The sequence below is a fragment of the Streptomyces sp. CS113 genome (assembly GCF_002188365.1).
Lineage (GTDB): Bacteria > Actinomycetota > Actinomycetes > Streptomycetales > Streptomycetaceae > Streptomyces > Streptomyces tendae.
Genome location: NZ_KZ195574.1, coordinates 6,485,808 through 6,500,054 on the forward strand (window position 1 = coordinate 6,485,808; position 14,247 = coordinate 6,500,054).

Sequence of the window (14,247 nt, forward strand, 5' to 3'; positions counted from 1 at the left end):
TTCGGTGTGTCCGCCGGGAATGCCCCACCCCGCAAGGGCGTTGTGAGGTGTGAACACGAGGAGGGGAGCGGTCACTGTGCTTGATCCGCAGGATTTGTACGCCTGGGAGCCGAAGGGCCTTGCCGTCGTCGACATGGCACTCGCCCAGGAGTCGGCCGGACTGGTCATGCTGTACCACTTCGACGGATACATCGACGCCGGTGAGACCGGCGACCAGATCGTCGACCAGGTGCTCGACGCGCTGCCCCACCAGGTCGTCGCCCGCTTCGACCACGACCGGCTCGTGGACTACCGCGCGCGCCGTCCGCTGCTGACCTTCAAGCGGGACACCTGGTCGGACTACGAGGAGCCCACCATCGAGGTGCGGCTCGTCCAGGACGCCACCGGAGCGCCCTTCCTGCTCCTGTCGGGCCCCGAGCCGGACGTCGAGTGGGAGCGCTTCGCCGCCGCCGTGGGGCAGATCGTGGAGCGGCTCGGCGTCCGTCTGTCGGTGAGCTTCCACGGCATCCCGATGGGCGTCCCGCACACCCGCCCCGTCGGCATCACCCCGCACGGCACCCGCACCGACCTGGTGCCGGGCCACCGCAGCCCCTTCGAGGAGGCGCAGGTCCCCGGCAGCGCCGAGGCACTCGTCGAGTACCGGCTCGCGCAGGCCGGCCACGACGTGCTCGGCGTCGCCGCGCACGTCCCGCACTACATCGCCCGCTCCGCCTACCCGGACGCGGCCCTGACCGTCCTGGAGGCGATCACCGCGGCGACCGGACTGGTCCTGCCGGGCATCGCGCACTCCCTGCGCACGGAAGCCCACCGCACCCAGACGGAGATCGACCGGCAGATCCAGGAAGGCGACGAGGAGCTCACCGCCCTCGTCCAGGGGCTGGAGCACCAGTACGACGCGGCCGCCGGCGCCGAGACCCGGGGCAACATGCTCGCCGAGCCCGTCGAGATCCCCTCCGCGGACGAGATCGGCCGCGAGTTCGAACGGTTCCTCGCGGAGCGGGAGGGCGACAACTGACGGCGTGACCGGCACCCTCTAAGCTTCCGCTCATGCTGAAGGTGGGCCTGACCGGCGGGATCGGCGCCGGCAAGAGCGAGGTGTCCCGGCTCCTCGTCGAGCACGGTGCCGTACTGATCGACGCCGACCGGATCGCGCGCGAGGTCGTCGCCCCCGGGACACCGGGGCTCGCCGCGGTCGTGGCGGCCTTCGGCGAGGACGTCCTCGCCCGGGACGGCGCTCTGGACCGGCCTAAACTGGGCTCGATCGTGTTCGCCGACCCGAAGAAGCTGGCCGTCCTGAACGGCATCGTGCACCCACTGGTCGGTGAGCGCTCCCGCGCCCTCGAGGAGACCGCCGCCGAGGACGCCGTCGTCGTCCACGACGTCCCCCTGCTCACGGAGAACGGCCTGGCGCCGCTGTACGACCTCGTGGTCGTCGTGGACGCCGACCCGGCCACCCAGCTCGACCGGCTGGTGCGACTGCGCGGCATGACCGAGCAGGACGCGCGGGCCCGCATGGCCGCCCAGGCGACGCGCGAGCAGCGCCGGGAGATCGCGGACCTGGTCGTCGACAACGACGTACCGCTGGACGAGCTGCGGCGGCGCGTCGCGGAGGTCTGGGACGAACTGGTGCGCAGGGCGCACACGGAATAGCGGATCCGGCGCGTGCGTTGATCCATCCCAGCGAGGGAAGGACTCTGCCGTGCCCGAGACAAGCGGTTCGACCGGACGTACGCCGGAGACGGACGTCATCGACTTCCGCGCCGCCGAGCAACTGCTCGCGGCGCGCGACCCGCGCGGTGCGGTGAAGCTGCTCGACGGCGTCATCGGCGCCCACCCCGAGAACACCGCCGCCCGGCTGCTGCGCGCGCGTGCCTTCTTCGCCGCGGCGCAACTGCGACCGGCCGAGCTGGAGTTCACCATCGTCCTGGAGCGCGAGCCGGACAACGCCTTCGCGCACTTCGCCCTCGCCCGCACCTACGAACGCCGGGGCTGCCCGGACCAGGCCAGGCGCCACTTCCGGCTGGCGGCGGCGCTGGACCCGAACCCGGAGTACCTGCAACAGGCGCGCTTCGACTCCTGACGGTCAGCGTTTTGGCGGCGGGTAGGGCGGGACGTCGCGGCCCGGCTGGTAGTGCGGGCCCTGGCGGAGGTGCCGGAGGACCACGGTCAGGTCGGCCGTGGCGACGAGCCACAGCACCCCGCAGGCCAGTGCCCAGCCGAAGTGCCCCGTGAGCGCGAAGGCGGCCGTGCCGAAGACCGCCCAGACCAGCCCCCACAGGCTCAGCCAGAACCGCGCCCGCAGGGCACTGCGTGCGGTCGCCGGTTCACTGCCCGTACGCATCCGTTCACCACTCCCGGACTCTCCTGTTTCGAACGTACTGCGGCAGGACGGGAGGGGAAAGCGAGCCGTACCGCCGGACCGGCCGCCTCCGGTAACAGGCACATTCACTCGGTCGGGTGAACCGGCTCCCGAGGGGAACGGCTGTGCGGACGCGGGCCGTTGGACGGACATGGAGCTGAGAATGCGAGAGGGACACCAGGGGACAGGACCCGGAGCCATCACCCCGGACGGCTGCGCGGTCGAGCTCTACGCGCGGCTGCCCGCCGGAGCCGAGCCGGACATCGTCGCCGCGGCCGTGCCCGAGGGCGCGCGGATTCTGGAGCTGGGCAGCGGGGTGGGGCGGATGACCCACCCGCTGCTGGAGCGGGGGTACGCGGTCACCGCGGTGGACGAGTCCGCCGAGATGCTGGCGCACGTGCGCGGGGCCCGCACCGTGCGCAGCCCGATCGAGGACCTCGACCTCGGTGAGCGCTTCGACGCGGTGACGCTGGCGTCGTTCCTCATACACACCGGGGACGTCGAGGTGCGGCAGGGACTGCTGCGCGCCTGCGCCCGGCACGTGGCGGAGGACGGCTGTGTACTGATCCAGCGGGAGGGGGCGGACTATCACACGAATCTGCCGCGTGAGCGGGTGGACCCCAGTGGCTTCACCGTGCGGATCCTGTCGGCGGACCCGGTGGGCGACGGCGTCAACTCGGTCCGCGCGGAGTACGAGTTCCCGGACGCCGTCTGGACCCAGACCTTCCGGGCCCGCCCACTGACCAGGGAGCAGTTCGAGGCGGCGCTCGGGGAGGCGGGACTGGCGGTGGACCGGTATCTCACCGACGACGGGACGTGGGTGAGGGCCGTGCCGGCCCCGCGATGAGTTCCTGAGCGGGGAGCGGTCTGCCGTCCGACAGCAGCACGCACCGCCCAGCCCAGGGGAGACCGCCATGTCCGACACCACCGTTTCGACCGCCCCCACCCTGCCGGTCCGCCGGCGTGGCCGCCGCGTCGCCCTGCGCGTGGTGCAGGTGCTCCTCGCCCTGTTCTTCGCCCTCGCGAGCGCCCTGCCCAAGCTGATCGGGCACTCCTCGGCGGCCGACACCTTCGCCGAGATGGGCTGGGGCGACGTGGGCATGTACGCGATCGGTGTCCTGGAGCTGGCGGGAGCGGTCGCCCTGGTCGTCCCAGTGCTTCAGTCGGTGGCGGCGACGGCGCTGAGCGCGCTGATGGTGGGCGCGTTCGTCGTCCAGCTCACCTACTTCGACGGTGCGAACGCGGCGACGCCGCTCGTCCTGTTGGTGCCGCTCCTGGTCATCGCCGGGGCCCGGCGCGAGCACAACGAAGAGCTGCGCCGACTGGTACGGGACCGGGCCCGGCGCGGCTGATCGGGCGTGCGCGGCCCGCGGGTTGCTCAGGGCCCGGTCCCCGCGTCCCTCCGGGAACTGCTCAGGCCCTCCAGCCCGCGCAGCCGGTCCATCTCGCGGCGGTCGCGCTTGGTCGGGCGTCCGGCGCCGCGGTCGCGGATCCCGGCCGGGGCGACGGCCTCGCGGGGCGGGGGCGGCGGGGAGTTGTCGACGTAGCACTGGACGGCGACCGGCGCACCGACGCGCTTGCGGATCAGCCGCTTCACGACGACGACCCGTTCCCGGCCCTCCTGTCGCAGGCGCACCTCGTCGCCGACGCGGAGCGCATGGGCGGGCTTCACCCGCTCGCCGTTCACCCGGACATGGCCGCCGCGGCAGGCGGTCGCGCCCAGGGAACGGGTCTTGATCAGGCGGACGGCCCAGATCCAGCTGTCCACCCGGACGCTCTCGCCGTTCTGCGGCCCGGCCGCCTCGGCGGCGGCGATCGCCGCCGCCGTCTTCGGGTCCGGTACCACGGCCGCGGCTGCGGCGCCGTCCTGCGGGGCGGCCACCGGGCCGCTCCCGCCCTCGTCATGCTCGGAAGCCATGGTCCGACCCTAACCGCCCGGCCCGGCACAGCGGACCGCAATTTTGGCGACCCGGCCGACGGACCTCGTGGACCTCGTGGACCTCGTCGGGCAGCGGGGAGCGCGGGCGGCGCCTACCTGGCGGCCCCGACCTGGCGGCCGGGGTCTTACGGTGGACGCATGGACACCGGCGGCCTTTCCGTACTCGACCAGCGCATCGCGGGATGCCGGGCCTGCCCGAGACTGGTCGAGTGGCGCGAGGAGGTCGCCCGCACCAAGCGGGCCGCCTTCGCCGACTGGACGTACTGGGGCAGGCCGGTGCCCGGCTTCGGCCCGCCGGACGCGCGGCTGCTGATCGTCGGACTGGCCCCCGCGGCCCACGGCGGCAACCGCACCGGGCGGATGTTCACCGGCGACCGCTCCGGAGACGTCCTGTTCCGGGCGCTGTACGACGTGGGCCTCGCCTCGCAGCCCACCGCGGTCCGCGTGGACGACGGCCTGGAGCTGTACGGCGTGCGCGTCACCTCGCCGGTGCACTGCGCCCCGCCCGCGAACAAGCCCACCCCCGCCGAACGGGACACCTGCCGTTCCTGGCTCGTCCAGGAGCTGGGGCTGCTGCGGCCGACCCTGCGTGCGGTGGTCGTCCTCGGCGCCTTCGGCTGGCAGGCGGCGCTGCCCGCGTTCGCGGCGGCGGGCTGGACCGTACCCCGGCCCCGGCCGGCCTTCGCACACGGCGGGCACGTGACGCTGGACGCCCCGGACGACGGGCCGGGTCTGGACCTCTTCGGCTGCTTCCACGTCAGCCAGCGCAACACCTTCACCGGCCGGCTCACCCCCGAGATGCTGCGCGAGGTGCTGCGCACGGCGGCGGATGCGGCCGGGCTGCCCGCCGGGTAAAGGGGATGAGCGGACTGGGCCGACGCGGCTACGGTGCTCCGATGGGCCTGTATCCGGAGATCGAACCGTACGACCACGGCATGCTCGACGTCGGCGACGGCAACCACGTGTACTGGGAGACCTGCGGGAACCCGCACGGCAAGCCCGCGCTGGTGCTGCACGGCGGACCCGGCAGCCGGGCGACCGAGGGGCACCGGCGCTACTTCGACCCCGCCGCCTACCGGATCGTCCTCCTCGACCAGCGGGGCGCCGGACGTTCGCGGCCCCGGGCGAGCGTCCACGACACCGACATGAGCGTCAACACGACCGCCCACGTCATGGCGGACCTGGAGCGGCTGCGGGCCCACCTGGGCATCGAGCGCTGGCTGGTGTGGGGCGTGTCGTGGGGCTCCGCCCTGGGCCTGCGGTACGCGCAGACGCACCCGGGCGTGGTGACCGAGCTGGTGCTGACCGGGGTCGCCACCGGCTCCAACGCCGAAGTCGCCCTTCTGACGCGCGGGCTGGGAAACGTCTTCCCCGAGGCGCACGAGCGGTTCCTCGCCGAACTGCCCCCGGACGAACGCGACGGAAACCTGGCCGCCGCGTACAACCGCCTGCTGGAGTCGCCGGACGCGGCGGTGCGCGAGCGGGCCGCGCGGGCCTGGACCGACTGGGAGACGGCCATGATCCCGGCACCGCCCGGCTCGGTCCCCCGGTTCCAGGACCCGGAGTTCCGCAGGGGCTTCGCCCGCACCGTCACGCACTACTGGGGCAACGACCACTTCCTCGGCGACGGCAACGACGAGGGCGTGGTCCTCAGGGACGCCCACCTGCTGAAGGGCATCCCCGGCACCCTGGTCCAGGGCAGCCTGGACTTCGGCAACCTCCTCGGCATCGTCTGGCGGCTTCACCACAGCTGGCCGGAGAGCGAGCTGGTGATCGTGGACGAGGCCGGGCACGACGCCGGGACGATCGGCGACGAGGCCCTGCTGGCGGCGACGGACAAGTACGCGCGGGGCGACACGGACAAGTACGCGCGCGGTGACCGGCCGATGAGGAGCTAGGACCGCCGGGGCCGCCACACGTAGCGCACGTCCGGCTCCCGCTCCTCGTTGCGGTCGCCGTCCGTCCACTCCACGGGGGTGAAACCGTGCCGCTCGTAGAAGCGCCGCGCGGGCGCGTTGACCTGAAAGGTCCACAGCGACAGCCCGTCCGCCCGGCGCTCCTTGGCCAGGGCGACGAACCGGTCGCCGATCCCGCGGCCGCGCCGCTCGGGGGCGAGGTACAGCTGGGACAGCTCCTCGCCCTCCAGCACCATCACACCGGCCACCGCGCCGTCGGCCCCCTCCGCCACCCAGGTCTCGTACCGCTCCACCACCACGTGCCGGAACCACGCACGCACCTCGGTGTCCGAGCGCGGCCGGACCACGGTCGGCAGGGCGGCAGCGAAGGAGCGCAGCCAGACGTCGGCCGCCGCACGCGCGTCGGCGGCGCGGGCGCGCCGCAGGACCACGGTCCGGGTGCCCGCCCCGGAGCCCGGCTCGGCCCCGGAGCCCGGCTCGGCCCCGGTGCCCGGCTCGGCCCCGGTGCCCGGCTCGGCCCCGGTGCCCGGCTCGGCCCCGGTGCCCGGCTCGGCCTCGATACCCGGCTCCGCCCCGATACCCAGCTCCGCCCCGGTACCCGGCTCCCCGCTCACGGGCGGCCCGGCTCCGGCACCGCCGCGGTCGCGGTGATCTCCACCAGCTGTCCCGGGTAGCCGAGGCAGCTCACGCCGAGCAGGGTCGAGGAGTGCGGACCGGTGCTGAGCCCGGACGCCTCGACGACGTCCCAGACGGCGGACAGCGCGGCGGTTTCGGTGCTCACGACGTACACGTCGGTCGACAGCACGTGCTCCAGCCCGCTTCCGACGGCGCGCAGCTGCTCGGTGAGGTTCGCGATCACCTGCTCGGCCTGCCGGACCGGGTCGCCCTCGCCGACCAGCTTCCCCTCCGCGTCGAGCGGGACGGAACCGGCGAGGAAGGCGAGCCTGGTCCCGGCCTCGACGACGGAGGCGTGGGAGTAGACGGGCGGCGGGAAGAGGCCGGGCACGGTGACGCGCTGGATCACGTGGACTCCTGGAAGGCGGACGGACGACTCCCCGATCGTCCGTTCCCGGCCCGCGCCGCGCATCCGATTTTCGCTCGCGGCCCGCCCTCCGGCCGCCTAGGCTCCGGAGTCGGCCCCCGTCCCGCCCGCACCGTCAGGAGCCCGCACCAGTGCCCGCACCCACCCTCACGGACCAGGCCTTCCTCGACACCACGGCGGACCGGCTCGCCGCCCTGCCCGCGGTCCGTGCGGTCACCCTCGGCGGATCCCGGGCGCGGGGTACGCACGGACCGGACAGCGACTGGGACCTCGCGGTCTACTACCGGGGCGCCTTCGACCCGGCGGACCTGCGCGCCGTCGGCTGGGCGGGCGAGATCTCGGAGATCGGCGCCTGGGGCGGCGGCGTCTTCAACGGGGGCGCCTGGCTGACGATCGACGGGCGCCGGGTCGACGTGCACTACCGCGACCTCGACACGGTCGAGCACGAGGTGCAGGAGGCGGAGGCGGGCCGCTTCGGCGTCGAGCCGCTGATGTTCCACCTGGCGGGCATCCCGACCTACCTCGTGGTCGCCGAGCTGGCGATCAACCAGGTACTGCGCGGCGACCTGCCCCGCCCCGCCTACCCGGAGGCCCTGCGCGCCACCGCACCCGAACGCTGGTACGGCGCGGCCACCGCCACCCTCGCCTACGCCGAGGCCGGCCACGCCCCCAGGGGCGCCCTCACCCAGGTCGCCGGCGCGGTCGCCCTCGCCACGGCCCAGACGGCACACGCGGTACTGGCGGCGCGGGGGGAGTGGGTCACCAACGAGAAGGGAATGGTCGAGCAGGCCGGGCTGGGCGGGATCGACGCGCTGCTCGCCGGTCTGACACCGGAACCACAGGCCCTGGCGCACTCGGTGACGCGGGCCGCGACAGTGCTGCGCGAGGCCGTGGAGGCCGCCCGCCCCTGAGCGCACCGCCGTGCGCCGTGGTGCCCGACGGCCTTCATCTTCCCGAAACAGGACCGTTTCCGCGCCTTCGAGAACCCGTCGTAGGCTTGACGGCGCAGCACCGCACCAGCCCAGCCCGGCCACCGTCGCCCGAAGGCTCACCACCGCCTCGCCCGGACGACAGGAGCCCCGCACCCCGTGTTCCGCACCGCAGCCCACGCGCTCCCGCCCTGGCTCGGCCATGCCCTCAGCGCCCAGCGCGGCCCCGTGCCCTGGAACGCGGTGGCCCGGGGCGCGCTGGCCGGCGGGCCGCTGCTGATCGTGGCCCTGGGCGCCGGGCGGGCCTCCCTCGGAGTCGTCGCCGCGATCGCCGCCATGCTGGCCGGCATCAACGACCGGCCGGGCAGCCGCCGCGCCTCCGTGCGCCGGATCGGCGTACCCGCGCTCGCGGGGGCCGTCGGGCTGCTCGTGGGGACGTACGCCGGGCACCATCTCGGAGCCGTGGCGCTGACGTCGGTGCTGACCGGTCTCGGCCTGGTCGCGGGAAGCGTCAGCGCCGTCGGCCCTGTAGCGTCGGGCACGGGGACGCAGCTGCTGGTCACCGCGGCCGTGGGCGCCGGAATGCCGCTGCCCGGCCCCGGGTGGCAGAGCGTGCTCGCCTTCCTCGCCGGCGCCGGATGGCTGCTCCTGCTGCGGCTGGTCCTGCCCACGCCCACCTCGCTCGCCGGCGATCTCCGTCTCGACTTCCGCTTCGACGGGGAGCGGGCCGCCGTCGCCGACGTCTACCAGGCCGTCGCCGCCCTGCTCGACGCCGTCGGCACGGAGCACGCCACGGCCCGCCGGGCCGCGCTCACCGCCGCCCTAGACCATGCGCAGGACGCGCTCGCCGGACCCCGGCTTCGGCGCCGTGCCTCCACCGCGGCCGAACGCCGGCTGCACGCGCAGTACGCCGCCGCACTGCCCCTCGGCGAGGCCGCGACCGCGCTCGCCTGGGCGGGGCGGGCGGTGCCCGCGCGGGCCGTCGAAGGGCCCCTGAGGCTCGCGGCCGCCGTCCGCGGCAACACCCACGCCGGGCCGCTGCCCGCGCCCAGCCGGACCGATCCCGCCCTGCGCGCCCTGGACGACGCCCTGCTGCACGCGGCGGAGGCCTTCGACCGGGGCAGGGGCCCCGACCTGCACGTCCGCAGGCGATCACCCCGCTCCGCGGCGCGCGCCGTGCTCGGCCCGGGCGGGCGGGAGTACGGGCTGCGGGTCGGCCTGTGCTTCGGCGCCAGTGCCGCCGTCGCCCAGGCGCTGCACCACGGTCACTGGTACGGCTCCCACCAGCACTGGTACTGGCTGCCCGCCACTGCCGTCTTCCTCGTCAAGCCCGACCTCGGCCCGCTCGTGTCCCGGGTGCTGTGCCGGGCGGCCGGGACGGTGCTCGGGGCGCTGCTGTTCGCCGGGTTCGCGGCCCTGCTGCCCCGGCCGGAGGGGCTCGTCGCACTCGTCGCCGTCTGCGGTGCCCTGGTACCGGTCGCCGCGCGGCACTTCGCCGCCCAGACCACCGTCGTCACCGTCCTCGTCCTCGCCCTGGTCATGGTCGGCGGCGAACCGCAGGCCTCCGCGGGCCGCATCGGGGAGACGCTGCTGGCCTGCGCGATCGTCCTGGTGGCCGGGCACCTGCCGATGCCGGGGCCGCGGGGCGCCGGCATCCGGGCCGGAATCGACGCCGCCGACGCCGCCGCACAGGCCTACCTCACCCACGTACTGGGCGAGTCCGACGACCGCGCCACCCGGTGGACGCTGCGCCGGGAGGCCTACCGCACCCTCGCCGAGGCCCGCGCCGCCGGCGCCCGGGCCGCCGCCGAACTGCCCGCCCTCGCCCGGCACTCCCGGGGCACCGACGAGGTCGCCGCGGTCCTCGAACGGCTCGTCGACACCACCACCGCGTGCGCCGTGCACCTCGACGACACCGGCCGGCTCACCCCTCGCCACACCGAACGGCTCGCCGCCCTGCGGGACGAACTCGCCGAGCGACGCGGGCGCGTGGGCAGGCCCCTTACGTTGGCGTGATGACGCCTTCCTCCGCCTCTTCTCCCGCTTCCGCCGGGCCCGCCGATCTCGTCATCACCGGCTGCACCGTCCTCGTGCACGACGACCGCGAACGGATCGGCTTCGAGCAGGACGCGGCCGTGGTCGTACGCGACGGGGTCGTCGAGTCCGTGACGACCGCCGCCGCCGGGGCCGCGGTGCCCGCCGTCGAGAACATCGACGCACGCGGCCAGGTCGCCCTCCCCGGCCTGATCAACTGCCACACGCACGCGCCCATGGCCGCCCTGCGCGGACTCGCCGAGGACCTGCCCACCGAGGAGTGGTTCAACGACGTCGTCTGGCCCGTCGAGTCCAACCTCACGGTGCGGGACGTGATCCTGGGCGCCCGGCTGGCCTGCGCCGAGATGATCCGCGCGGGGGTCACGACCTTCGCGGACAGCTACTTCCACATGGACGCCGTGGCCGCGGTCGTCACCCAGTGCGGGATGCGGGCGCAGCTGGGACAGGCGTACTTCTCCTCGCAGGGGCCCGAAGGCCGGGAGGCCTCGCTGGAGTTCGCGCTGCGCCGCCGCGACGGCGCCGACGGCCGGATCACCACCGCACTCGCCCCGCACGCCCCCTACACGGTGACCGACGCCGACCTCGCCGCCACCGCGGAACTCGCCCGGGACCACGGCCTGCCCGTGCACCTGCACGCCGCCGAGAACCGCGACCAGACCGACACGAGCCTCGCCCGGCACGGAGTCACCCCCATCGAGGTCCTGGAACGCACCGGCGTCCTCGACACCGACGTGCTCATCGCCCACGGCACCGGCATCACCGAGGGCGACCTGCCGCTCCTCGCGCGCGCGGGCGGCCGTACGGCGGTGGCGACCGCGCCCCGCGGCTACCTCAAGTTCGCCTGGCCCGGCACCACGCCCGTGCGCGCGCTGCGTGACATCGGCGTCTCCGTAGGACTCGCCACGGACGGTGCCGCGTCCAACAACTCCCTCGACGTGTGGGAGTCGATGGCGCTCACGTCCCTGATCCAGAAGTCCACCGAGGGCGACCCGCGCTGGCTGACCTCCCGCCAGGCCCTCCACCACGCCACCGTGCAGAGCGCCCACGCGGTCGGGCTCGGGGACACCGTGGGCCGCATCGCGCCGGGGCGGCGGGCCGACCTCATCCTCGTCGACCTCACCGGCCCGCACACTCAGCCCGTGCACGACCTCGCCGCCACCCTGGTGCACAGCGCGCGCTCCGCCGACGTGCGCACGACGATCGTGGACGGACGCGTCCTCATGCGGGACCGCGAACTGCTCACCGTGGACGTGCCGGCGGTGGTGCGGGAGCTGGGGGAGCGGCTGCCCGCCCTGACCGACCGCGGGCACGGCCGGCGCATCCAGGAGTACGACACCTGATACGGCCCCTGAAAGGCCTGTTCAGACAGTCCTCGTCGCCCTGCTGAAAAGAATCTTGCCGGGCAGCGATGAGTTCCGCTCCGCCCTCCGGTCACCACCCGGACGGCCCGACCGCTGTCGGACCGTCGGCCGTCGGCTGTCGGACCGTCGGCCGTCGGACCTGATCACGACACACGACACACGACGCTCGACACACGAGGCACGTCGTACAGGAGGCTGGAGCATGTCGCTGCCCGAGATCGTCACCCGCGCGGACTGGCGCGCGGCGCGCGAGGCCTTACTGGCCAAGGAGAAGGCGGCCACCCGCGCGCGTGACGCCCTCAACGCCGAGCGGCGCGGACTGCCCATGGTGGAGGTCGACAAGGAGTACGTGTTCGAGGGCGGCGACGGCAAGGCCACCCTGCTCGACCTCTTCGAGGGCCGCGAACAGCTCGTCGTCTACCACTTCATGTTCGCGCCTGAGTGGGACGCCGGCTGCCGCAGCTGCTCGGCGTTCCTGGACCAGATCGGGCACCTCGCGCACCTCAGGGCCCGCGGCACGTCGTTCGCGGCCGTCTCCCGGGCGCCGTACCCGAGGATCCTGCCGTTCAAGGCGCGGATGGGCTGGACCCTGCCCTGGTACTCGTCGTACGTCAGCGACTTCAACACCGACTTCGAGGTGACCCTGGAGCACGAGGGCGAGCTGGTCGAGCGGCCGGGGCTCAGCTGCTTCCTGCGGGACCGCGAACGGGTCTTCCACACCTACTCGACGTACGAGCGCGGCCTGGACGGGCTCGGCTCGACCACCAGCCTGCTCGACCTGACCGCGCTCGGCCGGCGGGAGGCGTGGGAGAAACCCGAGGGGCGCGCGTCGGCCCTCGGTGCTCCCGCGGGCAGTGGGAGAGTGCGCTATCACGACGAGTACGAGGACTGAGACGCTCGGTAGCGGAAACGGCCGAACGGCCGAGGTGCCGCTCACGCTTTGCGGTGAACGGGTGTCAACTGTGTCTCAGTACCATCACCACGCGAGGCGTTCGCTCCATGGTTGGCGTTTAACTCTACGAGTACAGCGCTACATGGAGGTGCGGAGTGAACGGGCGAACGGTGCTCGAACGCTTTCCCGCCGGTGGACCACGGGGATCCTGGCCGGCGGAGGAGTTCGCACAGGCGCGGCGTCTCGAGGGTCTGCCCGCCGAGGTCGTGATGGACCTCGCCACGGACATGTTCCTGGTCGTCGTGCGCCGCGGCGACGCCGCGGGTGACGCGGCCGCCTGACGCGCCGCCTTCCGGCGCTAGGCGCTGACCGTCCGCGACCAGGTGGGTGTCGTGTTCGTCAGCCGGCACAGGGCCAGATACAGCGGGATGGGCGGCGTGTAGGGAACCGTGCCGTCCGAGCGGTGGAGGAGGGCGGGCAGCTCCGCGGCTCCGGGTACGACCGCACCGGTGGCGTAGCGCGCGGGCGCGGGCCAATCCAGGGCGTAGTCGGAGTCGGACGGAACGATCCACCACCAGTGCGTCTCATCGGCGTAGACGCACCCCACGCGCGGCAGCCGCGGCAGCACCTGCTGGCCGAGGCGGGCGGGCACCGCCACCGCGTCGCAGCCCAGCGGTGCCGTCATGCCGTCCGGCACGGGCAGTCTCAGAGGTGTCGTTGCGGTGTGCCGTCCGCGCTGGAGGCGGACCATCGTGTCCAGACCGAGGGGTCGGACGCCGGACGCAGCCCTCATAGCCATTCGGTCCCCGTTCCGCGCAGTGTTTCCCGGTGCTCCCGGTGCTCCCGGTGCTCCCGGTGCTCCCGGCTCTCTCTGGTCTCGCGGGCCCCGCGTGCCTCCGGGCCCGCCCCGCGGCGGGACTCGACCTCGCCCTCGGCGTCCCCCTCGTCCTCGGTGCCGTCCGTGGGGCCGGGCTTCGGCCGGGCGCCCCAGCCCAGGTCGTTGTGGGGCTCGGCCGGATCGCGCGGTTCGTCGGCCTTGCGCGGCAGCTCGGCCCAGACCAGCAGTCCGGGGCCGTGTTCGTGGGCGCCCCAGGCGTCGCACAGGGCGTCGACGAGCAGCAGCCCCCTGCCGTGCTCGTCCTCCGGCTGCTGATCGGCCGAGGGGTGGGGCTGGCCGGGGGCGCAGCCCTCGTCGCGCACGGCTATGCGGACCAGGTCGTCGACGTCGTGCAGCTCGCACACTATGTGTCTGCTCGCCGTGTGCACGATCGCGTTGGTCACCAGTTCGGAGACCACCAGGGCCGCGGTGTCGCAGGTGTCCTCGCACACCGCCCAGCCGCTCAGCCGGGCCCGGGTCAGGCGTCTGGCCTGCGAGGGAGAGCCCGGATGGGCGGCCAGCTCGAAACGGAACCGGCGCTCGGCGGCGGAGGCTCCCGAGGAGCCGGCTCCCATGGCGGCACCGAGGTCCAGGGAGCCCGCGGTGGCGTCTGTTCCTAAGGGCGCGGACGGAATCACGCTTGCCACTATCGCCCCGCCGTGAACACTTGGCAAGTGTCACTCTGAAAAATGCAGAGTGCTGTGTGCCGTTCTGGACGGCCGTGGCACACTGCTCGCAACAGCACGTCGAGCGGCGCCACTTCAGGTCGTCGAAGGCCTCAGCGGGTTTTCGAACAGATCTTCGAATGGCGCCGCCGGGCTGTCCGCACCAGGACATACCGGGGCTCGCCGAGGCTGTCCTTACACGGGAACAGGGA

The 14,247-nt window shown here is 73.9% G+C and carries 18 protein-coding genes; 12 read left to right on the forward strand and 6 right to left on the reverse strand.

Features of this window, described 5'->3' with window-relative positions:
* The first annotated feature begins 76 nt into the window (after nt 1–76).
* Genes B9W62_RS29075 through B9W62_RS29085 form a run of 3 tightly spaced genes read left to right on the forward strand, consistent with a single transcriptional unit; the run spans nt 77 to nt 2,080 of the window.
* Nucleotides 77–1,015, forward strand: coding sequence for a PAC2 family protein (locus B9W62_RS29075; RefSeq protein ID WP_087809922.1), 939 nt, complete (start codon nt 77–79; stop codon nt 1,013–1,015).
* A gap of 32 nt (nt 1,016–1,047) precedes the next feature.
* Nucleotides 1,048–1,650, forward strand: coding sequence for a dephospho-CoA kinase (gene coaE, locus B9W62_RS29080; RefSeq protein ID WP_087809923.1), 603 nt, complete (start codon nt 1,048–1,050; stop codon nt 1,648–1,650).
* 49 nt (nt 1,651–1,699) lie between these two features.
* A complete protein-coding gene (locus B9W62_RS29085) occupies nt 1,700–2,080 on the forward strand; it encodes a tetratricopeptide repeat protein (RefSeq protein ID WP_087809924.1) in 381 nt (126 codons plus the stop codon).
* Between the two features lie 3 nt (nt 2,081–2,083).
* Here the strand turns inward: B9W62_RS29085 and B9W62_RS29090 are convergent, their stop codons facing one another.
* Complete coding sequence (locus B9W62_RS29090; protein WP_087809925.1) at nt 2,084–2,341, reverse strand: DUF6343 family protein; 258 nt, start codon at nt 2,339–2,341, stop codon at nt 2,084–2,086.
* Between the two features lie 181 nt (nt 2,342–2,522).
* Between B9W62_RS29090 and B9W62_RS29095 the strand changes: the two genes are divergently transcribed.
* Nucleotides 2,523–3,206, forward strand: coding sequence for a class I SAM-dependent methyltransferase (locus B9W62_RS29095; protein WP_087809926.1), 684 nt, complete (start codon nt 2,523–2,525; stop codon nt 3,204–3,206).
* Between the two features lie 67 nt (nt 3,207–3,273).
* Entirely contained in the window at nt 3,274–3,711 is a 438-nt protein-coding gene (locus B9W62_RS29100) for a DoxX family protein (RefSeq protein WP_087809927.1), read from the forward strand.
* Nucleotides 3,712–3,737: 26 nt separating this feature from the next.
* Here B9W62_RS29100 and B9W62_RS29105 read toward each other — a convergent pair whose 3' ends face one another.
* Complete coding sequence (locus B9W62_RS29105; protein ID WP_087809928.1) at nt 3,738–4,277, reverse strand: RNA-binding S4 domain-containing protein; 540 nt, start codon at nt 4,275–4,277, stop codon at nt 3,738–3,740.
* 159 nt (nt 4,278–4,436) lie between these two features.
* Here B9W62_RS29105 and B9W62_RS29110 point away from each other — a divergent pair, with 159 nt between their 5' ends.
* Nucleotides 4,437–5,153, forward strand: a complete 717-nt coding sequence (locus B9W62_RS29110) for a uracil-DNA glycosylase (RefSeq protein ID WP_087809929.1) — start codon at nt 4,437–4,439, stop codon at nt 5,151–5,153.
* Between the two features lie 41 nt (nt 5,154–5,194).
* Complete coding sequence (pip, locus tag B9W62_RS29115; RefSeq protein WP_087809930.1) at nt 5,195–6,196, forward strand: prolyl aminopeptidase; 1,002 nt, start codon at nt 5,195–5,197, stop codon at nt 6,194–6,196.
* Here the strand turns inward: pip and B9W62_RS40925 are convergent.
* Both B9W62_RS40925 and B9W62_RS29130 read right to left on the reverse strand, forming a co-directional pair.
* Nucleotides 6,193–6,645 carry a GNAT family N-acetyltransferase gene (locus B9W62_RS40925; RefSeq protein WP_087812159.1) on the reverse strand — a complete coding sequence of 151 codons (453 nt, stop codon included), beginning with the start codon at nt 6,643–6,645 and terminating at the stop codon, nt 6,193–6,195. The genes pip and B9W62_RS40925 overlap by 4 nt on opposite strands.
* Nucleotides 6,646–6,824: 179 nt before the next feature.
* The gene (locus tag B9W62_RS29130; RefSeq protein ID WP_087809931.1) at nt 6,825–7,238 is read right to left on the reverse strand and encodes a RidA family protein; all 414 of its coding nucleotides are present in this window, start codon (nt 7,236–7,238) and stop codon (nt 6,825–6,827) included.
* Between the two features lie 149 nt (nt 7,239–7,387).
* On the opposite strand from B9W62_RS29130, the gene B9W62_RS29135 reads away from it, so the two are divergent.
* The 5 genes from B9W62_RS29135 (at nt 7,388) to B9W62_RS29155 (ending at nt 12,834) form a co-directional block, all read left to right on the forward strand.
* Entirely contained in the window at nt 7,388–8,167 is a 780-nt protein-coding gene (locus B9W62_RS29135; protein WP_087809932.1) for a nucleotidyltransferase domain-containing protein, read from the forward strand.
* A 177-nt stretch (nt 8,168–8,344) separates the two neighbouring features.
* Nucleotides 8,345–10,201 (forward strand): FUSC family protein, encoded by a 1,857-nt coding sequence (locus tag B9W62_RS29140; protein ID WP_087809933.1) that lies wholly within the window; start codon nt 8,345–8,347, stop codon nt 10,199–10,201.
* Entirely contained in the window at nt 10,201–11,580 is a 1,380-nt protein-coding gene (locus B9W62_RS29145; RefSeq protein WP_087809934.1) for an amidohydrolase, read from the forward strand. The genes B9W62_RS29140 and B9W62_RS29145 overlap by 1 nt, the downstream gene beginning before the upstream one ends.
* 223 nt (nt 11,581–11,803) lie before the next feature.
* Nucleotides 11,804–12,493 carry a DUF899 domain-containing protein gene (locus tag B9W62_RS29150; RefSeq protein ID WP_087809935.1) on the forward strand — a complete coding sequence of 230 codons (690 nt, stop codon included), beginning with the start codon at nt 11,804–11,806 and terminating at the stop codon, nt 12,491–12,493.
* Nucleotides 12,494–12,648: 155 nt separating this feature from the next.
* Nucleotides 12,649–12,834: a hypothetical protein gene (locus B9W62_RS29155; protein WP_087809936.1), complete on the forward strand. Its 186-nt coding sequence runs from the start codon at nt 12,649–12,651 to the stop codon at nt 12,832–12,834.
* A gap of 17 nt (nt 12,835–12,851) precedes the next feature.
* Here B9W62_RS29155 and B9W62_RS29160 read toward each other — a convergent pair whose 3' ends face one another.
* Both B9W62_RS29160 and B9W62_RS29165 read right to left on the reverse strand, forming a co-directional pair.
* Nucleotides 12,852–13,292 carry a hypothetical protein gene (locus B9W62_RS29160; RefSeq protein ID WP_373433711.1) on the reverse strand — a complete coding sequence of 147 codons (441 nt, stop codon included), beginning with the start codon at nt 13,290–13,292 and terminating at the stop codon, nt 12,852–12,854.
* Complete coding sequence (locus tag B9W62_RS29165; RefSeq protein WP_373433712.1) at nt 13,283–14,008, reverse strand: ATP-binding protein; 726 nt, start codon at nt 14,006–14,008, stop codon at nt 13,283–13,285. Before B9W62_RS29165 ends, B9W62_RS29160 begins: the two co-directional genes overlap by 10 nt.
* Between the last annotated feature and the right edge of the window lie 239 nt (nt 14,009–14,247).